Origin of the sequence: Thiothrix litoralis, assembly GCF_017901135.1 — a bacterium.
GTDB classification, from domain to species: domain Bacteria; phylum Pseudomonadota; class Gammaproteobacteria; order Thiotrichales; family Thiotrichaceae; genus Thiothrix; species Thiothrix litoralis.
This window is the reverse complement of record NZ_CP072801.1, coordinates 323,528-345,898: the sequence shown is the minus strand read 5'-3', so window position 1 is coordinate 345,898 and position 22,371 is coordinate 323,528. Positions and strand designations below refer to the sequence as shown.

At 52.6% G+C, this 22,371-nt stretch carries 22 protein-coding genes and 1 other RNA gene; 4 read left to right on the top strand and 19 right to left on the bottom strand.

Features of this window, described 5'->3' with window-relative positions; all coding sequences use genetic code 11:
- Positions 1 to 67 precede the first annotated feature (67 nt).
- Positions 68 to 1,024, bottom strand: a complete 957-nt coding sequence (locus J9253_RS01760; protein WP_210223031.1) for a M23 family metallopeptidase — start codon at positions 1,022 to 1,024, stop codon at positions 68 to 70.
- Positions 1,025 to 1,117: 93 nt separating this feature from the next.
- Here J9253_RS01760 and J9253_RS01755 point away from each other — a divergent pair, with 93 nt between their 5' ends.
- Positions 1,118 to 1,537 (top strand): hypothetical protein, encoded by a 420-nt coding sequence (locus tag J9253_RS01755; RefSeq protein ID WP_210223030.1) that lies wholly within the window; start codon positions 1,118 to 1,120, stop codon positions 1,535 to 1,537.
- On the opposite strand, the gene lpxC is transcribed toward J9253_RS01755, so the two are convergent.
- The 18 genes from lpxC to J9253_RS01665 form a co-directional block, all read right to left on the bottom strand.
- Entirely contained in the window at positions 1,534 to 2,451 is a 918-nt protein-coding gene (gene lpxC / locus J9253_RS01750) for a UDP-3-O-acyl-N-acetylglucosamine deacetylase (RefSeq protein ID WP_210223029.1), read from the bottom strand. The two genes, J9253_RS01755 and lpxC, sit on opposite strands and share 4 nt — an antisense overlap.
- 233 nt (positions 2,452 to 2,684) lie before the next feature.
- Positions 2,685 to 3,905, bottom strand: coding sequence for a cell division protein FtsZ (gene ftsZ / locus J9253_RS01745; RefSeq protein ID WP_210223028.1), 1,221 nt, complete (start codon positions 3,903 to 3,905; stop codon positions 2,685 to 2,687).
- An 18-nt stretch (positions 3,906 to 3,923) separates the two neighbouring features.
- Entirely contained in the window at positions 3,924 to 5,174 is a 1,251-nt protein-coding gene (gene ftsA / locus J9253_RS01740; RefSeq protein ID WP_210223027.1) for a cell division protein FtsA, read from the bottom strand.
- Positions 5,155 to 5,982 (bottom strand): cell division protein FtsQ/DivIB, encoded by an 828-nt coding sequence (locus J9253_RS01735; RefSeq protein WP_210223026.1) that lies wholly within the window; start codon positions 5,980 to 5,982, stop codon positions 5,155 to 5,157. Before J9253_RS01735 ends, ftsA begins: the two co-directional genes overlap by 20 nt.
- On the bottom strand, positions 5,982 to 6,902 hold the full coding sequence (locus J9253_RS01730; protein ID WP_210223025.1) for a D-alanine--D-alanine ligase: 921 nt from the start codon (positions 6,900 to 6,902) through the stop codon (positions 5,982 to 5,984). The genes J9253_RS01735 and J9253_RS01730 overlap by 1 nt, the downstream gene beginning before the upstream one ends.
- Positions 6,899 to 8,332, bottom strand: a complete 1,434-nt coding sequence (gene murC / locus J9253_RS01725; RefSeq protein ID WP_210223024.1) for a UDP-N-acetylmuramate--L-alanine ligase — start codon at positions 8,330 to 8,332, stop codon at positions 6,899 to 6,901. The genes J9253_RS01730 and murC overlap by 4 nt, the downstream gene beginning before the upstream one ends.
- Complete coding sequence (murG, locus tag J9253_RS01720) at positions 8,329 to 9,459, bottom strand: undecaprenyldiphospho-muramoylpentapeptide beta-N-acetylglucosaminyltransferase (RefSeq protein WP_323128862.1); 1,131 nt, start codon at positions 9,457 to 9,459, stop codon at positions 8,329 to 8,331. The genes murC and murG overlap by 4 nt, the downstream gene beginning before the upstream one ends.
- Positions 9,452 to 10,681 carry a putative lipid II flippase FtsW gene (ftsW, locus tag J9253_RS01715; protein ID WP_210223023.1) on the bottom strand — a complete coding sequence of 410 codons (1,230 nt, stop codon included), beginning with the start codon at positions 10,679 to 10,681 and terminating at the stop codon, positions 9,452 to 9,454. Before ftsW ends, murG begins: the two co-directional genes overlap by 8 nt.
- Positions 10,678 to 12,027, bottom strand: a complete 1,350-nt coding sequence (murD, locus tag J9253_RS01710) for a UDP-N-acetylmuramoyl-L-alanine--D-glutamate ligase (RefSeq protein WP_210223022.1) — start codon at positions 12,025 to 12,027, stop codon at positions 10,678 to 10,680. Before murD ends, ftsW begins: the two co-directional genes overlap by 4 nt.
- Before the next feature lie 19 nt (positions 12,028 to 12,046).
- Positions 12,047 to 13,129, bottom strand: a complete 1,083-nt coding sequence (gene mraY, locus J9253_RS01705) for a phospho-N-acetylmuramoyl-pentapeptide-transferase (protein ID WP_210223021.1) — start codon at positions 13,127 to 13,129, stop codon at positions 12,047 to 12,049.
- Positions 13,129 to 14,490 (bottom strand): UDP-N-acetylmuramoyl-tripeptide--D-alanyl-D-alanine ligase, encoded by a 1,362-nt coding sequence (locus J9253_RS01700; RefSeq protein WP_210223020.1) that lies wholly within the window; start codon positions 14,488 to 14,490, stop codon positions 13,129 to 13,131. Before J9253_RS01700 ends, mraY begins: the two co-directional genes overlap by 1 nt.
- On the bottom strand, positions 14,487 to 15,995 hold the full coding sequence (locus J9253_RS01695) for a UDP-N-acetylmuramoyl-L-alanyl-D-glutamate--2,6-diaminopimelate ligase (RefSeq protein ID WP_210223019.1): 1,509 nt from the start codon (positions 15,993 to 15,995) through the stop codon (positions 14,487 to 14,489). The genes J9253_RS01700 and J9253_RS01695 overlap by 4 nt, the downstream gene beginning before the upstream one ends.
- Positions 15,992 to 17,851 (bottom strand): peptidoglycan D,D-transpeptidase FtsI family protein, encoded by a 1,860-nt coding sequence (locus tag J9253_RS01690; protein ID WP_228291475.1) that lies wholly within the window; start codon positions 17,849 to 17,851, stop codon positions 15,992 to 15,994. Before J9253_RS01690 ends, J9253_RS01695 begins: the two co-directional genes overlap by 4 nt.
- Positions 17,848 to 18,120 carry a cell division protein FtsL gene (ftsL, locus tag J9253_RS01685; RefSeq protein WP_210223018.1) on the bottom strand — a complete coding sequence of 91 codons (273 nt, stop codon included), beginning with the start codon at positions 18,118 to 18,120 and terminating at the stop codon, positions 17,848 to 17,850. The genes J9253_RS01690 and ftsL overlap by 4 nt, the downstream gene beginning before the upstream one ends.
- Complete coding sequence (gene rsmH, locus J9253_RS01680) at positions 18,117 to 19,055, bottom strand: 16S rRNA (cytosine(1402)-N(4))-methyltransferase RsmH (protein ID WP_210223017.1); 939 nt, start codon at positions 19,053 to 19,055, stop codon at positions 18,117 to 18,119. The genes ftsL and rsmH overlap by 4 nt, the downstream gene beginning before the upstream one ends.
- A gap of 14 nt (positions 19,056 to 19,069) precedes the next feature.
- Entirely contained in the window at positions 19,070 to 19,522 is a 453-nt protein-coding gene (gene mraZ, locus J9253_RS01675) for a division/cell wall cluster transcriptional repressor MraZ (protein ID WP_210223016.1), read from the bottom strand.
- Between the two features lie 291 nt (positions 19,523 to 19,813).
- Positions 19,814 to 20,168: RNase P RNA component class A (rnpB, locus tag J9253_RS01670), an RNA gene on the bottom strand.
- Positions 20,169 to 20,192: 24 nt separating this feature from the next.
- On the bottom strand, positions 20,193 to 20,393 hold the full coding sequence (locus J9253_RS01665; protein WP_210223015.1) for a hypothetical protein: 201 nt from the start codon (positions 20,391 to 20,393) through the stop codon (positions 20,193 to 20,195).
- A gap of 125 nt (positions 20,394 to 20,518) precedes the next feature.
- On the opposite strand from J9253_RS01665, the gene J9253_RS01660 reads away from it, so the two are divergent.
- The 3 genes from J9253_RS01660 (at position 20,519) to J9253_RS01650 (ending at position 22,247) form a co-directional block, all read left to right on the top strand.
- A complete protein-coding gene (locus J9253_RS01660; protein ID WP_210223014.1) occupies positions 20,519 to 20,971 on the top strand; it encodes a universal stress protein in 453 nt (150 codons plus the stop codon).
- A gap of 171 nt (positions 20,972 to 21,142) precedes the next feature.
- Positions 21,143 to 21,349 carry a hypothetical protein gene (locus J9253_RS01655; protein ID WP_210223013.1) on the top strand — a complete coding sequence of 69 codons (207 nt, stop codon included), beginning with the start codon at positions 21,143 to 21,145 and terminating at the stop codon, positions 21,347 to 21,349.
- On the top strand, positions 21,321 to 22,247 hold the full coding sequence (locus J9253_RS01650; protein ID WP_210223012.1) for an RNA-guided endonuclease InsQ/TnpB family protein: 927 nt from the start codon (positions 21,321 to 21,323) through the stop codon (positions 22,245 to 22,247). The genes J9253_RS01655 and J9253_RS01650 overlap by 29 nt, the downstream gene beginning before the upstream one ends.
- Positions 22,248 to 22,371: the final 124 nt, after the last annotated feature.

The window sequence follows — 22,371 nt, the reverse complement described above, 5'->3', positions numbered from 1 at the left end:
GCGGGCACATCGCTACACCGGACGGTTTGTATCGCATTATATACGGTTTAACTGGCTGTACGGTGAATTATTCTTCGTAGTCCAGGTATTCACGCGGATTAACCTGCTCACCATTCTTCAATACTTCCAAATGCAAATGCGGGCCAGTAGAACGCCCTGTGCTACCCATCAAGGCGACCAAATCACCTTTTTTGACCACTTCACCTTCTTTAGCTTTGGTTGCACTGAGATGTCCATAACGGCTGACTAAACCATCACCGTGGTCAATTTCTAAAGCAATGCCATAACCGGACTTCTCACCTGCAAATGACACTACACCACCACCGACCGAGTAAATTTCTGTACCCGTAGGGCCTGCGAAATCAATCCCTTTATGCAGGCGCATATTACCCTTGAAAGGGTCACGCCGGAAACCAAACTCAGAAGAAACGTAACCACTGCGCACCGGCCGTCCCGAAGGCATGACTTCCTGCTGCAAGGTCACCCCTGCCAGAATTTGCTCCAGCGTTGCTAACATGCCTTTCTGGCGATCTACGTTATTTTCAGCTTGCTGAAACGCTGCCAACAACTCATTCGATGAGGTTTTATGCTGACCGGAAAACACTTCCGGGTCGACACCACCCCGTCCGGGTTTCTCATCCAGCGAAAACTCTTGCGGATCCAGCTTTGCCTTATCCGCCACACGCTTGCCCAATGCATTAAGACGCGCTATTTCTGCTTCCAACGTTCCCAAACGCACCGACAGCGTGTCCACATCCACTGTGTAGTTCGCGTAGGTCTTTTTGATTTGGTCAACCGTGGATATTTGTTGCTCTAGGGCTGAGAGAAGCTTACCCGCATCTTTTTTGGACAAATCGGTATTTTGTGGGGTAGCATCCAGCCGATAAAGGCCAAACATTTGATTAATGGAAAGCCCCACCAGCAGCAAGGCAACAATGCCAGCCGGGATAATCAGGTGCTTCCAGGGTTGCAGTATGAACGATGTACGGCGCGAGCCATCATCACTAAGACAGATTACCTGCATGATAGTAAATCTCTTGGATTCCTCTCTAACTCAAAAAATGTGACCATAGCGTTTATCATAGTTAAGCTCACAGGTTTGGGGAGAGAAAAAACGATGAAAAAAATCAATCAACTGATTAGTAGGGGTTTTGATGCAAAACTGCACCAAATTGACACGCTCACAGAAGTTATTGCTCACTTTTTTACTATTCCTATCGACAATCGCTTTTGGCCTTTGTTGAAAAACCAACGCATAACACTCCTGACCGATGACCCTCACTTTGCTACACAAGCCCGCTTTCAGCAGCACTCGTTATGCAAATACTTAAGCAAATACTTAAACACTAACATTCGCGGCATTGATATTAAGGTGATAGGCTTGCATCTTGCAAGTGTTGAGCAAAAAACAGACATTTACAAACTCTCTCAGAATGCGGCAGACATCATGCAAAGCATCGCCCAAGGCATTGATGATAAAGAACTTAGGGATGCCATTCTGAAACTTGCCAAGACTGCCAGCCAACCTCACCCCTAGATGCCTGCAAAAGCATAACTGTCAGCAAAAATAGCCTGCGCTTTTTGTTTGCTACCCAGTGAGACCATTTCCCAAGCATCCTGCTGCTGGAGTAGTTCGCGTGCCAGTAAATTATTGATTGCATGACCAGATTTATAACCCTGATAAGCACCAATGATGCCGTGACCCAAGGTATACAAATCACCAATCGCATCCAGAATCTTATGGCGAATAAACTCATCGCTATAACGCAAACCATCCTGATTCAATACCCGGAACTCATCCAGCACAATCGCGTTTTCGAGGCTACCACCCAGCCCTAAATTGCGGGAACGCAGCATCTCCACATCACGCATAAAACCGAATGTCCGCGCCCGCGCAATCTCACTGGCATAAGCCTGACGTGAAAAGTCTATTTCCAACGCTTGGGTAGTAGCACTGACGGCCGGATGGTCAAATTCAATCTCAAAACTGGCCTTGAAACCTGCATAAGGCAACAATTTTGCCCAACCATTGCCACGACTGGCTTCCAGAGGTTTCTTAATACGAATGAAACGTTTAGGCGCTTTAAGTTCTTCAATACCCGTGGATAACAACAGATAGAGGAAAGGCGCGGCGCTACCATCCATAATCGGAATTTCGGCAGCATCCAGATCAACGTACAGGTTGTCGATACCTAGACCCGCCAGCGCTGATAACAGGTGCTCAATGGTTGAAACCTTGACATCCTTATCAATCAAGGCGGTGCACAACATGGTTTCACCTACCCGTTCAGGATGGAGCTCTATCAAAGCGGGGGGATCCATATCAACCCGGCGGAACACAATGCCGGTATTGGAAGGTGCAGGGCGTAAAGTCATTGAGACTTTTTTGCCAGAGTGCAAGCCGATGCCGATAGTCGATACCGTTGCTTTCAATGTCCGTTGCCTTAACAAGATAGACTCCCGTTCGTTGTTGGCTCGTTATTTTTAGATTAAGTGAATTCTAGTCGATTTGACTTGTTATAGTCTGAACAAGTTACAACAAATGTCTAAAATCACCCACAAATCCACCTATACAGGCATCATTTTTAAAAATACCACATAGCCAACACCCCATAGGCATTGGAGAAAATACCCCAATGCCACGACGGGCATGTCGCTTTATCAACGATAATAGGCACGAAACCTTAGTCAGCTTGCTTACGCAAGAACGCCGGAATATCCAAGCTGCTTTCACTGCCACGGGACGTGTAGCTAGAAGAATCCCGACCTGAACCATAAGGCTTCACACCGGGAATATCCCGCGCCAACTCAACAGGGGGTAGATCCCGCACCCGGCTACGCTGTTCATTCAGTGCAGCTTGTTGCTGAGCATGACGATCCACACCACGAGCATGTGGTGGCTGCTGACTAACTACCGATAGCGATGGGCGTGCTACTGATGTTACCCCACCCTCTTCCAAGCCAGTTGCCACAATTGTGACACGGATCCTGTCTCCAAGATCTTGGTTCAAGGTCGTACCAATAATCACATTCGCATCATCTGACGCAAACTGTCCTACCACAGAACCCACTTCCTCAAACTCGTGCATGGTCATATCCAGACCGCCACTGATACTGACCAAGATGCCGTGTGAACCATCCAAACGAATGTCTTCCAACAACGGGCTGGAAATCGCCATCTGGGCTGCCTTAGACGCGCGGTCTTCACCCTGCGCTTCACCAGAACCCATCATGGTGACACCACCGTTACACATGACTGCCCGCACGTCGGCAAAATCCACGTTAATCAGGCCGGGATTGGTGATTAACTCTGCAATACCCTGTACTGCTTTCAACAGCACATCGTTAGCTGCTTCAAATGCTGACATCAAGGAAACATTTTTACCCAAAGAAGTCAGCAGCTTCTGGTTAGGAATAGTGATCAGGGAATCCACATGCTTGTGCAACTCCGTAATACCAGCATCTGCCGACTTCTTGCGACGCGCACCTTCCATCAGGAACGGGCGGGTCACAACCGCAACCGTCAGGATCCCCATATCACGTGCAATTTCAGCAATGACCGGGGCAGCACCCGTCCCTGTACCACCACCCATACCAGCGGTGATGAACAACATATCTGTACCGCTGACCAATTCCTTGATGCGTTCACGGTCTTCAATCGCGGCTTCACGCCCGATTTCAGGGTTTGCACCTGCACCCAGGCCTTTGGTCAGGGAAGTACCCAATTGCAGGATACTTTTAACACCAATCCCTGCCAAAGCCTGGGAATCGGTATTGGCACAAATATATTCAACACCTTCGATACCTGATGCCAACATGTGCTTGACAGCATTGCCGCCGCCACCGCCAACACCGATAACTTTGATTGCAGCACCTTTCGCTGCGCTATCCATTAATTCAAACATGCCCGTACTCTCCGACTGTTAAAAATTACCATTAAACCAGCTTTTCAAACGATCCCACCAACTCTCTTCCGTTGATGACATGACACTCACCGTGGTGGAGCCGTTCCGCTTGGTCCCATATGCCTGCTGTGCCATCCCGTACAGCAGTAGTCCTACCCCAGTGGAATGGATAGGGTTTTCAACTTCACCGCGCAAGCCACCGATATTCCGGGGCATACCGATCCGCACTGGCATGTGGAATACTTCTTCTGCCAACTCACGTACACCCCGCATTTTGGATGTACCACCTGTCAGCACAATGCCTGCACCAATCCGTTCTTCATAACCGCTGCGCCGCAGCTCCTGAAGCACGAGTGAAAATAATTCTTCGTAGCGGGGTTCGATCACCGACGCCAAGGTCTGTACCGACAGACTGCGTGGTTCACGCTCACCCACTCCGGGCACTTCAATCAGTTCATCATCCTCCACTAACTGACGCAATGCTCGCCCATATTTAACTTTAATTTCTTCCGCGTACTGGGTCGGCGTTCTGACCGCCACCGCGATGTCATTCGTCACCTGATCACCCGCAATTGGAATGACCGCCGTATGATGAATCGAACCGTTCATGAATACCGCAATGTCGCTGGTTCCACCACCAATATCAACCAGACAAACACCCAATTCTTTTTCATCCTCCTCCAGCACCGCGTAGCTGGAGGCAACTTGTTCAAGGATAATGTCTTCAACATGCAAACCGCAACGTTCCACACACTTGACCAGATTCTGCGCCGCGCTGTGGGCAGCCGTCACCAGATGCACCCGCGCTTCCAGCCGCACCCCTGACATACCAATCGGCTCGCGGATACCTTCCTGCTGGTCAATCACGTATTCCTGTGGCAACACATGCAAAATGCGCTGATCCGCCGGGACAGCTACCGCACGTGCCGCATCCATGACGCGTTCCACATCGTTGGGCGTCACTTCTTTGTCCTTGATCGCCACAATACCGTGTGAGTTAAGACTACGCACGTGACTGCCCGCGATACCCACGTACACGGTACGGATCTGGATACCTGCCATTAGCTCAGCTTCTTCGACAGCCCGCTGAATCGACTGGATGGTGGATTCAATATTGACCACTACCCCTTTTTTCATGCCCCGCGAAGGGTATGAGCCAATTCCGATGATTTCCAGACCGCCAGCGTCATTGATTTCACCGACCAAAGCCACCACTTTCGAGGTGCCCAAGTCCAGCGCGACAATCACATTATGCTCTTTCTTTGACATCACTCACTCCTGCGACTCCGTTCGTTGAATCCCGCGAGCCGACTGGGGATTTTTTCCATTCCACTGCAAAACCGTTGGTATAACGGAGGTCAACCCGCCGTACATTATTGAGTTTTTTGGCCAACTCCTGTTGAAAACCAACCCTGAACCGCTGCATCCGCAGCCTTTGGTCTTCACTGCCGATCATCACTTCCGGCCCTTCCTTGATCTTGATCCGCCACGAGCCACTTTCATCTTCGGTCAGTTCTGACAACTCCAGCGGTAAACCTTTCAGCCACTCCTTGACTTCTAGGTAACGCTCACCCATCTCTCGACCATTATCTTGAGGGCTGTAGAGCGTTGGAAATACCCCGCGCATGGAAGGTAATTCTGCGGCAAATAATTCACCGTATTGGTTCATCAAACGCTCACGCCCCCAAAAAGCGACGGGGTGCTGTTCCTCAATACCGACAATCAAGTGGGCAGGCCATGCCTTACGCAAAGTAACAGAGCGTACCCAAGGCAAGGTTTCAAGGTCAGTCCGCAAGGTATCCGTATCCAGCAGGTACAGGTTGGTTTGCTTGTATTTCTCAATAACTGCCTGTAAATCTACATCTTTAATAAATTTGCGATCACCCTTAAGATCAATCCGACTAATGGGTAGATTTTCTGGGTTATTCAGCATTGCCCGTCCACCCAGCACGCCAGCCAACAGCATTAACGCCACCACAAACAGCGCACTCAGTTTCAACAGACCCGGCGGAATATCTGCCAGATGGAAGTCGGAATGGGGACGTTTATTGACTGCCGGGCGACGCGCTACTGCCATTACAACGTGGTCTCCAAGATGCGCACAACCAGCGCGTTAAAATCCATACCAAGAGCACGAGCACCCATTGGAACCAAACTATGATCGGTCATACCGGGGTTCGTATTGACCTCAATCAACCATGCATGACCTTGAGCATCACGCATCATATCCACACGTCCCCAGCCACGCCCACCGACAGCGGCAAACGCCTGCTGTGCCAGCAATTGCATAGCCTGCTCTTCTGCCGCCTCCAAGCCGCATGGGCAGAAATAACGCGTATCATTGGAAATATACTTAGCCTGATAGTCATAAAACTCACCCGGCACTTCCAAACGAATCAGCGGGAATGACTCACCTGCCACAATACCAGCGGTATATTCAGCACCTGTCACCCACTGCTCAGCGATCACCACCGCACTGCACTCAGCCGCTTTGCGGTAAGCATCAGCCAAATCATCAGCCAGTTTCACTTTGCTCATGCCAATGCTAGAACCTTCCGTGGCTGGCTTCACCATCAATGGCAAACCCAATTCAGCGACCACTGCGGTAAAATCAGTATCCGCCGTCAACACGCGATAAGCAGGCGTTGGTAGACCTGCACCTGCCCACACCCGCTTGGTCATGAGCTTATCCATACTGATAGCAGAAGCCATCACGCCACAACCGGTATAAGGTATACCAAGCACCTCTAAAGCACCTTGCAACACCCCATCTTCACCACCAGCGCCGTGCAATATATTAAATACACGATCGAAGCCACCTTCTTGAAGTATCTTAATAATGTTACGGTCAACATCAATACCGTGGGCATCCACACCACTTGCCTGCAAAGCAGCCAATACCGCCGCGCCACTTTTCAAGGAAATCGGGCGTTCTGCTGCCCAGCCACCGTAAAGTACGGCTACTTTCCCGAATTTATTATGTAACGTTACACTCATTCAGTATCACTCTTCATGGCAAGTTTTTCTGGTAAACCCGCAGCCAACGCACCAACGCTGCCCGCCCCCTGAGTCAGGATCACATCACCATCCTGCAACACATGCTTGAGGACACCCGGCACGTCTTCCACATCCGTCACGAAAATCGGATCAACCTTGCCTCGGATACGGATGGCACGCGCCAACGCCCGCCCATCAGCGCCGGGAATCGGCTGCTCACTGGCTGGATAAACATCCATCAACACCAACACATCGGTTTCCGATAATACTTGCGTGAAATCTTCAAACAAATCACGGGTACGGGTGTAACGGTGTGGCTGGAATACCTGCACCACACGGCGCGTCGGCCAAGCATTACGCACCGCATCCAGCGTCGCCTTCATTTCACGCGGGTGATGACCATAATCATCCACCAGTGTTGCGCTCTTGCCGGGGGCAAACGTAATATCGCCGTATTGCTGGAAGCGGCGGCCTACCCCGTCAAACTTGCGCAAACCATCCACGATGGCTTGGTCAGACACATCCAGTTCTGCCGCAATCGCAATCGCCGCCAAGGCATTCAGCACGTTATGCCGCCCCGGTAAATTCAACACGATATCTAGGTTGCGGTCGCCTTTCACGCAATGCACGTTGAAATGGCTTTCCGTGCCCACAAAGCGCACATTGGTCGCCTGCACATCCGCTTCCTGATCAATCCCGTAAGTGACGATCGGGCGACCGACCTCCGGCAAGATTTCGCGCACATACTCATCATCCACACACAACACCGCCAATCCATAAAAAGGCAGGTGATGCAGGAATTCGATAAAAGTTTGCTTCAGCTTGTTGAAGTCACCGCCGTAAGTCGACATGTGGTCTTCATCAATATTCGTCACCACCGCAATCATCGGTTGCAGGAACAGGAATGACGCATCGCTTTCATCCGCCTCGGCCACCAGATACTCGCCCGTACCCAGCTTGGAATTGCTCGCAGAACTGTTAAGTTTGCCACCAATCACGTAGGTCGGATCCATGCCGCCCTCAACCAACAGGCTGGTGGTCAGACTGGTCGTCGTGGTCTTGCCGTGAGTACCTGCAACTGCAATGCCTTGGCGGAAACGCATCAGCTCCGCCAACATTTCTGCACGGCGTACAATCGGCAAGCGCTTTTCACGCGCAGCGATAATCTCCGGGTTGTTATTATCAATCGCGGTAGACACCACGATAACATCCGCACCCTCAACGTTTTCCGCCGCATGGCCTTTATAAACAGTGATACCCAGCGATTGCAGACGGCGTGTCATCGCCCCTTCTGCCACGTCAGAACCGGATACTTTGTAGCCCAAATTCGCGACCACCTCGGCAATACCGCCCATCCCCGCACCACCGATACCGATGAAATGTAGCCGGTTAATGCGTTTGCGAGCGAGATCGTCCTTGCCTATCTTCATTGTTGTTTTCCTGCTTGGTTGTCGAAGTCATAACCGGCATAGGCCGCGCAAATGGCGGCGACTTGTGCCGTCGCATGGGGCTTTGCCAATGCACGGGAAGCCTCGCTCATCTGCCGCAAGCTAACGCGGTCAGTACATAAATCTTTCAATACACCTGCCAGCTTTTCCGCCGTCAGATCCTGCTGCTGAATCAGCAATGCCGCGCCATGATCCGCCAGAAACTTACCGTTAGCGGTTTGATGATCATCCACCGCATAAGGGTAAGGCACCAGCACCGCCGCGACACCTGCCGCCGCCAGTTCCGCAATGGTCAACGCACCGGCGCGGCAAATCACCAAATCCGCCCAGCCATAGGCTTCAGCCATGTCCTCAATGAAAGGCATCACCTCCGCATCCACACCCGCTGCGGCGTATTGGCTACGCGCTTCGTCGATATTTTTCACCCCGGCTTGATGACGCACTACCGGACGAAGCGTGCTATCCAGTTGTGCCAAGGCTTGCGGAACCCTTTGGTTCAACGCCTGCGCCCCCAGACTGCCACCGACCACTAGTACATGCACTGGCTCGTCATCACGGTCAGCTAAACGCTCCCGTGGCGCAGGCAGGCTGGCAATATCGAGCCGTACCGGGTTGCCGGTCGCCATCACCTTCTGGCTGCTGGCAAACGTACCCGGAAAACCTTCCAGCACTCGACGGCTAACTCGCGATAGCAATTTATTGGTCAAACCTGCCACTGCATTCTGCTCATGGATCACCACAGGCGTACCCAGCAACGCTGCCACCAAACCACCAGGGCCTGCGACGAAACCGCCCATGCCCAATATCGCTGCTGGCTTGTGCTTGCGCATGATTTGCAGCGACTGCCACAAAGCGCGAATCAAATTGACTGGCGCCATCAACAGCGTCTGCCAGCCTTTGCCGCGCAAACCATTGACCTCCAGCCACGCCATGTCGATACCCGCTTCGGGGATCACCCGTGCTTCCAGACCCTTACGGGTTCCCATCCACACCACCGGAATCCCTTGCGCAATCAACGCCCGTGCCACCGCCAGACCTGGGTAAACATGCCCGCCGGTACCGCCTGCGGTAATCATAATGGGGCGTTGTGTCCTGGTTTTATTAGTCACGGGCAGTCCTCTTGATCGCACGCACTTTTCTCGGTTTAGGCGCACGTTTCTCCAGCACGCCAAACTGGCTGAGCTGAGTCTCACGATGCACCCGCATCAACAAGGCCATTGATGCCAGCGTAATCATCAGGCTGCTGCCACCGTAGCTCATCAGTGGCAAAGTCAACCCTTTGGGTGGCAACACCGCCAGATTTACCCCAATGTGCAGAATGACCTGAAAGCCCATCCAGAAGCCGATACCATAAGCCACGTAAGCCCCAAAGTGCTTACCCGCCTTATCCGCCTGAAAACCGATCACGAATGCCCGCATTACCAACCAGCCGTACAGGCTCAGCACCACCAACATCCCAATAAAGCCGAACTCTTCCGCCAATATCGAGAAAATAAAGTCATTATGGGCTTCTGGCAGGTAAAACAGCTTCTGGATACCGCCCCCCAGCCCATTCCCAAACCAGCCACCATCACCAATCGCCATCAAGGCATGGACAGTTTGATACCCTTTATCCGCCTCATGCGCCCACGGGTTGATCAAAGCATCCCAACGGGCGCTGCGATAACCCATCATCGACACTGGAATCATCACCAGAATGGCCCCACCCAGCAGTATCCCCAGACGTTTCAAGGGCACGCCCCCGAGGAACAATAACGACAAACCGGTCACGAAAATAACAATCGTCGAACCAAAGTCAGGTTCCAGCAACAACAAGCCACCCGTCACGCCCAACACCAACAGCGGAATCAACAGAGGCTGATGCGATTGAGACACGGACAAATCCTTGCCATGCCGAATCAGATAACCGGACAAGTACAGCAACATGATCAGCTTGGCCAGCTCGGATACCTGCACCGCCATGAAACCGAGATTCAACCAACGACGGCTACCGTTTACTTCCTTGCCAATACCGGGAATCAGCACCAACACCAGCAATGCCAACACAATCGGCAGCAGGCGTACCCCGAGTTGTTGCCAAAAATCCACCCGAATCTGGTACATCACGATTGCCAGCACGATCCCCATCGCCAAATAAATCGACTGGCGGTGCAGGTAAAAATAAGGGTCGTTATACTGCTTTTGTGCCACCCACATCGAAGCAGACGCCAGAATCACAATACCAATGCCAACAATCGCCAGTAGCGCAATCAGCAAATCGCGGTCGATATAACGCGCCCACGGGTTGTTATGATCCAGCGTATCCAACGGCATGGCAGGCAGCAGACTCATGGCAAGCTCCTCACCGCATCGCTAAACACCTCACCCCGGTGAACATAGCTTTTAAACATATCAAAACTGGCACAGGCGGGTGAAAGCAAGACATTGTCACCGACTTGCGCCAGTTCTGCGGCGCTCAGCACCGCCTCTGCCATATCGCTGGCGAACACGTAAGGCGCGTAACCTTCCACCACTGCCGCCAGCTTGTCACGGTCTTCACCGATCAATACCAGCGCCCGCGCCTTGTTAGCTGCCACCGGGCGTAACGGTGCAAAATCAGCACCCTTGCCCTGCCCGCCCGCAATCAGCACGGTTTTACCGGGCAACCCCGCCAATGCAGCCAGCGTTGCCCCCACATTCGTGCCTTTGGAATCGTTGTACCAATTCACTCCAGCGCGTTCGCGTACCCACTGGGTACGGTGCGACAATCCCGTGAATTCGCGTAAAGCAGCCAACATCCCGTCTAGCGGAATACCGGCAGCCTCGCCCAGCGCCAAGGCAGCCAGTGCATTGGCATAGTTATGATCCCCCGGCAGTTTCATTTCATCCACCGCCAGCAGCAGGGTTTCACCCTTTGCCAACCAGCGTTTATCCGCGTGACTTCGGATGCCGTACTGACCATCAGCAGGCTCATCAAGGCCAAAACTGACGCTGCTATCATAAACAGTACCATCCGCTAAATTAATGACCACCGTATCGTCACGATTTACCACCGCACATCCACAATGCTGGTACACCACTTGCTTGGCTGCGGCATAATCGGCGAAGCTGGGGTATCGATCCATGTGGTCTTCACTGACGTTTAAAACCACCGACGCAACGGCGCGTAAGGACTGGGTAGTTTCCAACTGGAAGCTGGAAAGCTCCATCACGTATAAGTCTGGGGTGGGTTGCTCCAGCAAATCCAGCGCCGCATAACCGAGATTTCCGCCCGCATACGCAGCCATTCCGGCTTTTTTCGCCATCAGATCCACCAGCGTCGTCACACTGCTTTTACCGTTGGAGCCAGTAATCGCAATCACCGGCACTTTGGCTTCGCGCACAAACAACTCGATGTCGCCAATGAGTGCCGCGCCGCGTTCACCCGCCGCCCGAATTTCCGGGGTAGCAATCGCAATGCCGGGGCTAACCACCAAAGTAGCGGCTGACGCAAACCATTGCGTGACCTCCGCAAACGCCCCAAAGTGGCAAGGCGTCTCCGGGAACTGCGCCAGCAACTCATCCTTACCCGGCGGGTTTGCGCGGCTATCCACCACCGCAAAGGCCACACCCCGCGCCTGCAAATGACGTGCAACCGACAGCCCAGTCTGACCGAGGCCAACCACCAGCGTTTCCCAGTTGAATGCTTGTGTTGTCATGCTTGCGTACCCATTCACCTTAACGAATCTTCAATGTTGCCAAACCGACCATTACCAAAATAACCGTAATGATCCAGAAACGGACAATAACCCTTGGCTCAGGCCAGCCCTTTTTCTCGTAGTGATGATGCAAGGGAGCCATGCGGAAAATCCGCTTCCCCCCCGTTGCTTTGAAATAACCGACTTGCAGAATGACCGAGAGGGTTTCCAGCACGAAAACCCCGCCCATGATCGCCAGCACAATTTCCTGACGCACCACCACTGCGACAATACCCAGTGCTGCACCCAGTGCCAGTGCGCCGACATCACCCATGAATACTTGCGCGGGGTAAGTGTTGAACCATAAAAAGCCTAGCCCCGCACCAAAAATAGCAGCGCAAAATACAACCAACTCACCGACACCGGATACACGCGGCACACCCAAATACTGGGCAATATTCGCGTTACCACTCGCATAAGCAAACACCGCCAAGCCGCCTGCCACCATAATGGTCGGCATAATCGCCAAACCATCCAGACCGTCAGTCAGGTTAACCGCATTACTGGAACCGACCACCACCAAATACACCCACGGGATGAATAACCACCCCATCTGCCAGTGAGCTTCCTTGAAGACCGGCATGAAAAAGGTCGTTTCGGTCGCTGTATCAGCGGCAAAATACAAATAGAAAGCCGCCGCAAACCCGATCAGGCTCAAGCCCACGTATTTCTGCCGGGCAGTCAGCCCCAGATTACGACGCTGCTTGAGCTTGATGTAATCATCCAGCCCTCCCACCAGACCAAAGCCCAGCGTGACAAACAGCACCACCCACACATAGTGGTTATCCAGATCGCCCCATAACAAGGTCGCAACCGCAATAGCCAGAATAATCATCACCCCGCCCATGGTAGGCGTGCCCGCCTTCATCTGGTGCTGAGGGCCATCTTCACGAATGTACTGGCCAATTTTCAAACGGGTTAAAGCGCGGATCATGCCCGGCCCCGTCCACAAGGCAATAAACAAGGCGGTCAACAAGCCCATGATGGCTCGCAAGGTCAGGTACTGGAAGACACTAAAACCACGGTAATATTCACTCAGGAATTCAAACAGCCACACCAACATTACGCGGCCTCCTTGACAGTCACTGCGGTCAAGGCATCGACGACCCGTTCCATCCGCGCAGAGCGGGAACCCTTTACCAGCACCGAATCACCGGGTTGCAAATCCTTATCCAAAGTATTCAACAAAGCGTCCAGCTCACTGAAAGCCCGTTCCGGTTGACCGAATGCCGCACTGGCGTGAGCGCTCAGCTTACCCAGCGTGTAAAGTGCATCAATACCGACTTGCGCAGCCTGCTGACCAATGGCTGCATGGAGTTGCTCGCCTGTATTGCCTAATTCGCCCATATCACCCAGTACCAGAATTTTTCGGCCATGCAGACCTGCCAACACACCCAGGGCTGCGGCGGTAGAGCTAGGGTTGGCATTGTAAGTATCATCAATCACCGTGCCACCGTGCTTGCCTGCTTTCGGGTTTAAACGCCCTTTAACCGCTTGCAGGGATTCCAGCCCCCGGCGGATCGTATCGAGCTTTACACCCAGTGCCAGCGCGGCGGCGGTTGCTGCCAAAGCATTCAACTTGTTGTGATGCCCCGGTAATTTCAGGTTGACGGGAAGGGTTTGACCCTGCACTTGCAGGTAGAACGGCGTACTGGCATCGCTACCGCCACGCACATCTGCCACATTATCCATGCCAAAACTGATGACCTTGCGGCCTTGGTTCAGCCCACGCCAGTAATCGGCATAAGTGTCATCGGCATTGATAATGGCAACACCTGACTCATTCAGGCCGTTGAAAATTTCACCTTTGGCACGAGAAACCCCCTCAATACTACCGAAACCTTCCAGATGCGATGCCCCAGCATTGTTGATAATGGCCACATCAGGGCAAGCAATCCGCGTCAGGTAGTCAATTTCACCAAAGTGATTGGCACCCATTTCGATCACGGCATAATCGTCAGAGTCACGCAAACGCAGCAGGGTCAGGGGCATACCGATGTCATTATTGAGATTACCAGCGGTAGCAAGGGTATTGCCCTGCAAGGCCAGAATCGCTGCCAGCATTTCCTTCAAAGTCGTTTTGCCGTTACTGCCGGTCAAACCCACCAGCGGGCGTTGGAAGCGCTTGCGCCACACGGCTGCCAGCCTGCCTAATGCCAGACGTACATCGTCCACCACTACTTGCGGAATATTGGCATCCACCACACGCGACACCAAAGCTGCACTGGCCTTACCCGCCACTTGCGGCACAAAGTCGTGCGCATCAAAGCGCTCACCTTGCAACGCGAGGAATAAGTCTCCCGCCTGCACCTGACGGGAATCACGCTCCAGACGTTCAATCGCCGTTCCCTGAGCGAAGTCGAAGGGAACATTCAACGTTCCACCCGTCACCTGGGCAATGTCTGCTAAGGTCAGCCAAGTCATGCAGCACACTCCTGCAACGCTTGCGCTGCCTGAATGCGGTCGTCGAACGGCACTGTACCGTGTGCCAGAATTTGTACGGTTTCGTGGCCTTTGCCTGCGATTAACACCGTATCACCGGGTTGTGCCTGCCGAATGGCGAGGCGAATGGCTTGTGTGCGGTCATGCTCAAATGTCATGCCTGCTTTATTGTTGATGCCTTGCATAATGTCCTCAAATATCTGCTGCGGATTTTCCGAGCGCGGATTATCGTCGGTTATGATAACCACGTCAGCATCAGATTCTGCTATTTTTGCCATTAAGGGGCGCTTACCACGGTCACGATCGCCACCACAACCAAAAACACACAATAATCGACCGCGCGTATGAACACGCACTGCCCGCAACACTTGCTGCAATGCACCGGGCGTGTGCGCATAATCCACCACCACCAACGCTTGCTTGCTGAGCGCAGTCGAAGTAACCCGCTCCATACGTCCCGGCACCACCCAAACGTGTTGCAAGCGCTGCAAGGCATCTGACCATTCCAGACCTTTCGCCAACAACACACCCAAGGCCGCCAGTAAATTATGCAAATTGAACTGCCCTAGCACAGGTGCTTGCAGAGTGCCGCTGCCCTGAGCACCGTGAACCGTGGCACGAATACCCGCATGATCAAATACCGGGTCAGTTGCCACTAGTGTTCCCGCAGGATAATCCTCAACCTTGCCAACCCCGTAACCGATGATATTAACGGGCTGAGCGGATAGCTCATCCGCCAAACGCCGCCCGAAAGCATCATCCAGATTCAGCACCACGGTTTTAAGGTCAGGCCAGTGGAACAGCTTGCGCTTGGCTTCCGCGTAGGCTTCCACCGTACCGTGGTAATCCAGGTGGTCGCGGGTCAAATTGGTGAGCACCGCCACATCGAAACGGATACCGTTCACCCGCCCCTGATCCAGCGCATGGGAGGATACTTCCATCGCCACCGCCTCAAAGCCCGTGTCCCGCAAGTCGCGTAACAGTGCATGAACAGTCAAGGCATCCGGCGTGGTATGGGTGGCAGGCTGCAAAGCGCCCGGCGAACCAATGCCCAAGGTGCCAATCACGGCGGTAGAATGAGTGCCTGCGTGAGTCGCTGCATTCAAGGCTTCCGCAACGAAATGGCTGACGGAGGTTTTACCATCCGTACCCGTTACACCCACCATGAACAACTCGGCACTGGGGCTAGCATTAAAACGGTCGGCAAGCGTACCCAAGTGCTCCCGTAAGGAAGGCACGGGTACTAACTCAACCGACAAGGGTGGCTGTTGTAAACCGTCTTCTGGCTCGAACAGTACGACTGATGCACCGGCACGTACCGCCGCTTCCGCGTAGCTCAGGCCGTGTTGACGGGTTCCGCGCAAAGCAACAAAGGCCATGCCTGGTTGAATATGACGGTTATCCAGTGTCAGTCCACTAACCTGAACATCAGGTGTAGATTCGACAATACCCGCCAGTAAGGTACGAAGGGACAGCGTGCGATTCATGTTGCCCCTCCTGTTTTGGGTTCAGATTGCTGCACAGCCTGCTTTGTATTGGGCAAATCATCCGGCGGCACATCCAACAAACGCAAGGCTTCCGCCATCACTTTGGCAAACACTGGGGCAGAAGCGCGGCCACCACTGTCATCAATTTTTGGCTCATCAATCTGCACTGCCACCACCAGACGTGGGCTACTCGCGGGTGCAACCCCAATAAAACTGGTTAGATAACGGTCATCACGGTACTTACCATCAATGTATTTGTAAGCTGTGCCCGTTTTACCGGCGATACGGTAGCCATCGACCATGGCTTTTTCGCCCGTTCCACCTTTTTGCACCACGGCCTCCATCATACGTAACACGGCACGGGCTGTATCCGGGCTCATTACTTGCTGCCCCAGATTGGGTTTATCCAGCTTATAGATGGTAGCGGGCATAAGCACACCATTTGCGGCGAATGGTGCATAAGCGTGGGTAATTTGCAATAAGCTGGCTGACAAACCATAACCATAACCGTGTGAAGCACGGTCAACTTTGCCCCACTGGGTATAACTGCCAAGCTGCCCCGACGTCTCCCCTGAAAAACCTGCTCCTGGCACTCGCCCAAAGCCGACACGGCTCAGAAACATCCACTGGTCACGGGCATTCATTAACAGCGCTACCCGGCTTGCACCCACATTGCTGGACTTTGCCAGCAGTGTGGGCAGGCTGATGGAACCGTAATCTCTAGGGTCTTTGACTCTGTATTTACCGAAATTGATATACCCCGGCGAGGTATTGATTTCAACTTCAGGCCCAATAACGCGAGCCTCCAGCGCTGCGGCAATCGTCAGCGGCTTGATGGTAGAGCCTGGCTCGGATTTATCTGTCACTGCCCGGTTGCGATACAGGTAGGCTTGCAGTTCCTTACGGTTATTAGGGTTGAAGGAAGGCACATTCGCCATCGCCAGGATTTCGCCGGTATGCGCATCCAGCACCACCACGGAACCTGCTTTGGCATTCAGCAGCGATACCTGAGTTTTCAACTCTTTGTACGCCAGATACTGGATACGGCGATCAATGCTGAGCTGTACATCCTGCCCCGGCTGTACTTCTTCCATACTGATGACACTTTCGACCAGTTTGCCTTTGGCATCACGCACGACCCGCGTCTTGCCTCTTTTGCCAGCCAGTTGCTCGTTGCGGGCTTTTTCGATCCCTTCAATGCCTGCGCCGTCAATATTGGTCATACCGACCACGTGGCCTGCGGTCTCCGCCAGTGGGTAATAGCGGCGGTATTCACGGGTCACAGCCACACCGGGCAAGTCCAGATCCAGAATGGACTGTGCTGTTTCCAAAGACAGTTGCCGCCCCAGATAGAAAAACTGTTTGTCGCTGGCTTCTGCCAGTTTCTTTGACAATTCACCGGGCTGCATTTCCAGCTCCTGCTCAATGTGACGCAACCCTTCATCCAGTTCGGCCAGCTTCTCGGCAGCAACTTCGCGCTCACCCCGTGCGGTATTGTAAGCCTCCTTCACCGCTGCTTTGGCTTGTGCAGAAGGCGCATCCCCCATCACTTGAGCCGCCTGATGGCGCAAGTCTTCCTGCGCTTTCAGTAAATCCTGCGGGTTACACCATAACGAGGAAACCGGGGAACTGATGGCCATCGGCTCACCGTTGCGGTCAGTGATCATGCCACGGTAAGCAGGCACAGTGACAACGCGCATCTGGCGTTTATCCGCCTGCTGTTGCAGCCATTCCTGCTGAAAAATTTCCAGCCATGCCGCACGTAACATCAGGATGCCAATGACCACCAGCAATGCCAGCATCAAGAACAGGCGTCTGCCCTGAAACACAGGTGATTTCAGTTGTTTGCGCTTCACTCGTGTATCACCTTGATATTATCAGCAGTAGGCTTTTGCATCTTTAGCACCTCTTTGGAACGGCTTTCCACGTGCACCTGATTCAACAATGTACTTTGCTCCAATTTCAAACGGCTCCAGTCAGCGCTCAGTTCATCCCGTTCTTTTTCCAGACGTTGTAACTCCGCAAACAATTCACGCGAATGGTGGCGGTTAGCCACCACCAGCAGCGCCATGCCAATCACCAGCAAATACAGCAGTAACAAGCCTAACAAGCTGCCACGACTCATGCAGTACGCTCCCCTATACGCATAATGGCGCTGCGGGCGCGGACATTGTCTTGCACTTCCGACGCTGAAGCACGGATGGCTTTACCAATGGTACGCATGGGGGGCTGGATAAACTCGGGCATTACCGGCAAGCCCTTCGGCAAGCGCGGCGGCGAAGAAACGTCGCGGAAAAAATGTTTGACGATGCGGTCTTCCAGTGAATGGAAACTGATGACGACCAAACGTCCGCCGGGGGCAAGGGACTCAAGGGTTTGTTGCAAACACGCTTCAACATCATCCAGCTCCTGATTTACCTTGATGCGTATGGCCTGAAAACTACGGGTAGCCGGATTTTTGCCCGGCTCGCGTTTGCGTATCACACTGGCGATCAACTCTGCTAGTTGTGTCGTGGTTTCTAGGGGGCTTTGTACACGGGTGCGGACAATTTCCTTGGCTATTTGACGTGAGAAACGTTCTTCACCGTAACGCCAGAGGACATCCGCAATATCCGGCTCATCTGCCCGGTTTAACCACTGCGCGGCGCTCTCACCACGGGAGGTATCCATCCGCATGTCCAACTGTCCTTCACGCATGAAGCTGAAACCACGCCCTGCATCATCCAATTGTGGGGAGGAAACCCCGAGATCCAGCAAAATACCCTGAATGTTTCCGGTAATACCGGCATCCACCAGCGCTTCCGGGAAATCCCGAAACGAACCATGCCACACATGAACGCGCGGATCGCCCGCATGGCGTTGGCGAGCGTGCTCAATGGCCACGGGATCCTTATCGATCACAATCAAGCGACCGTTGACACCCAGATATTCCAGAATAAGGGCGGAATGCCCCCCCCGACCATAAGTGCCATCAATATAAATGCCTGCACTTTGGACATTCAAGGCCGACACGGCTGCCTGCAACAGCACCGTGTCATGTTTCCACTGCGGATCAATCACTATATTTATCGTCCTTACATGGAAACCTGATTCAAAATGTCATTCGCCTCATCATCCTGTGCTTCCTGCAACCAAGAAGCGCGAGCAACATCCCAAACCTCAGCATCCCACAATTCTAGTTTATTCGCCTGTCCCACCAAGACTGCTTTTTTATCCAGACCAGCGTACTCACGCAGCGGTGCAGGCAGTAAAATCCGCCCTTGCGCATCGAGTTCCAGTTCTGCTGCATGACCTAAAATCAGGCGTTGCATATTGCGTACCCGGCGGTTCATATTGGGAAGTGACATGAGGGTTTTTTCCACCTTCAGCCACTGATCCATGGGATAGATGAGCAAGCATTTATCTGTGTGGTCGACGGTGATGACAACCTGTCCACCAGACGCCTCCATAACGGCTTCCCGGTATTTCGCTGGCATAGCAAGCCTGCCTTTGGGATCAATAGATAGACTCGAAATACCACGAAACATGCTGCCTGATTCCACTCAAAATGGGAAAATCACCCACTTTCTTCCACTTTTTTCCACTTATGGGAAATATAGGCAGACATCCCCATGCTGTCAATAAAATCAGGGAGAAATGGCTTCAAATAAAATAATCAAGAACAAAAACAAAACAAATACTCAAAAATCAATTGGTGATTTTGTTAAAAAAATCAGTTTCTTGAGAGATATTTGTGAGAATTTTAATTAACAGTTAAATTGCCGTTATATTTTTTTAAATATTAGATGTACGACAAATAAACAAAAGATGTAAAGAAAAAGTAGAGCTGATCTGTAAGCCGGGTTCTGTCGTGGACAATCATTCATCTGGGATATACGTCACCGTATACCTCTAGCAACCTACCCGGATGCAGTGCGGGTCACACCAATGCATCCCTATTTGGTCTTGCTCCGAACGGGGTTTGCCGTGCCATCGACTGTTACCAGCGACGCGGTGCGCTCTTACCGCACCCTTTCACCCTTACCGATGAGCAAGCTCAAAGGCGGTTTACTTTCTGTTGCACTTTCCGTCAGCTCACGCTGCCCAGGCGTTACCTGGCGTTCTACCCTATGGAGCCCGGACTTTCCTCCACCGCCTGCTTGCGCAGGAAACAGCGATTGCCCGATCAGCTCTGGGGCGCAACATAACAGATAAAGGTTAGCGTTGCACCTGTGCAACCGCAGAAACCTGCTGTGAAGTTGCTTCTTGCGCAGCATAGGGATTAGTCACCGTCCAATATTTGAAAAAATGCTGCGGAAAAACTTCGGGATGACTCATCACACCATACAGCAACAACAATGTCGCTAAGGCAAACGCAATCAGAATATCGGTAACACTACTGACAAACCACTTGAACACAGACACTCCTTCAACACACCAATCAGGGCAACTAAAAATATAGCTCAAACTCCCCATCTATGCCGCCAGATAGACTAAAATAATAGTAACGCCAGACAAAAAAATTTGTAAAGGAGAATATGGTTATGCTCGATTATCAACATATACTTGCCCCCATTGATTTTTCCGATAGTAGCACCCCGGTGGTTGAACGAGCACGTGAGTTGGCAGAACACTACGATGCCCGACTGACCCTGTTGCATGTTGTCGAGAACGTACCGCTAGGGACAGAGCCTTTTGGTGAACCGTCCAGCCTGATCCTCAACGAAGAACTGCGTCAGCAGCAACTCAGCAATGCCACCACCAACATGCAAACGTTGGCAAAGCAATTTACACTGCCACTAAACGTTGAACAAGCGATAGAGGAAGGCTTCACCACCAGCACCATTCTGGCATTTTCCCAGGACAAGCAGATTGACCTGATTGTGATTGCCCACAGTGGTAAAAAAGGCTTTCTTGGGTTTTTGGGTTCGACAGCCGATGCCATTGTCAAATCGGCGGATTGTGATGTCCTAGTAGTCAAACCTCGTTATCCATGAGGGCGTACCGGGATTTGATCAGGTTGCGCGGCAAACCCCGTCCTTCAGGTCGGGGAGGATAGCGCGGGTGGCGAAGCCGCCCTATGTTCGGAGTGTTTAGTGTGGTGTCTGCTGCTGCTCAATGTATTGGCGAATGAGAGAAATAGGTGCACCTACAACAAGGCATTAGCGTTGCAGCAAGCCAATCATGAAGCGGGTGAAAAATTCATCGGTTACGTCGCAATGGCCAAGCACCTGACCGCATGGCGCAACGGTGTGGAAACCCCGTGGCTGAAAGATGCCCCTGTCCATCCCCTGCAACACGCGCTCAAAGATCTCGACAAGGCTTACCAAAACTTCTTCGCGAAACGTGCTGATTTCCCCCCGCTTCAAGCGTAAAGGCAGCGGTGACAGCTTCCGTTACCCCGACCCCAAACAAATCAAGCTCGACCCAGGCAATAGCCGACTTTTCTTGCCGAAACTGGGCTGGATACGCTACCGCAACAGCCGCGATGTGCTGGGAGAACTGCGCAATGTCACGGTTTCCAGCAAGGGCAGCCAATGGTTTGTCAGCATCCAAACTCAGCGGGAAGTGGAAAAAATCGCCTCTCAAGCCACGACAGCCATCGGCATCGACCTGGGTATAGCGCGTTTTGCCACGTTCTCCGACGGTACGTACCTCGAACCACGCAATAGCTTCAAGAACAAACAAGCGAAACTCGCCAAATACCAACAGCGCATGGCGCACAAACAGAAATTCAGCAACAACTGGAAAAAGGCACAAGCCAACGTTCAAAAAATTCACACGCAAATCGCCAACGCCCGCCGCGATTTCCTGCACAAGGCGACGACCACGCTCAGCCAAAACCACGCGCTCGTGTTCATCGAAGATTTGCAGGTACGGAATATGTCGAAGTCAGCGTCAGGCACAGCGGAAAACCCCGGCAAGAACGTTGCCCAGAAATCCGGCTTAAACAAAGCCATTCTCGATCAAGGTTGGGGTGAATTTCGACGGCAACTGGATTATAAAATGGCATGGAAGGGCGGTATATTATTCGCTGTTCCACCGCATTACACCAGTCAGGAATGCCCCGAATGTCACCATGTAGCGGCGGACAATCGTCAGACGCAAGCGCGGTTTGTGTGTGTGCAATGCCATTACGAAAATAACGCCGATCATGTCGGCGCGATCAATGTTTTAGAGCGGGGATACCGCTTGTTAGCCTGTGGAGATGCGGCCTTAAGCCGCTCTGTGAAGCAGGAACCCACCGAAGTCAGTCAGCTATCTAGTGTCTGACCGAAAAAGCCTTCCTGCCGCCACGAGTGCCCAATTTTAGTCCATGCAGCCGTTTTCCCCGCCACCTTCTGGCAAGCACGAGGGTAAAACGCTGGGTTTCAAGGCATGGCTGGCAGCGCAGGCT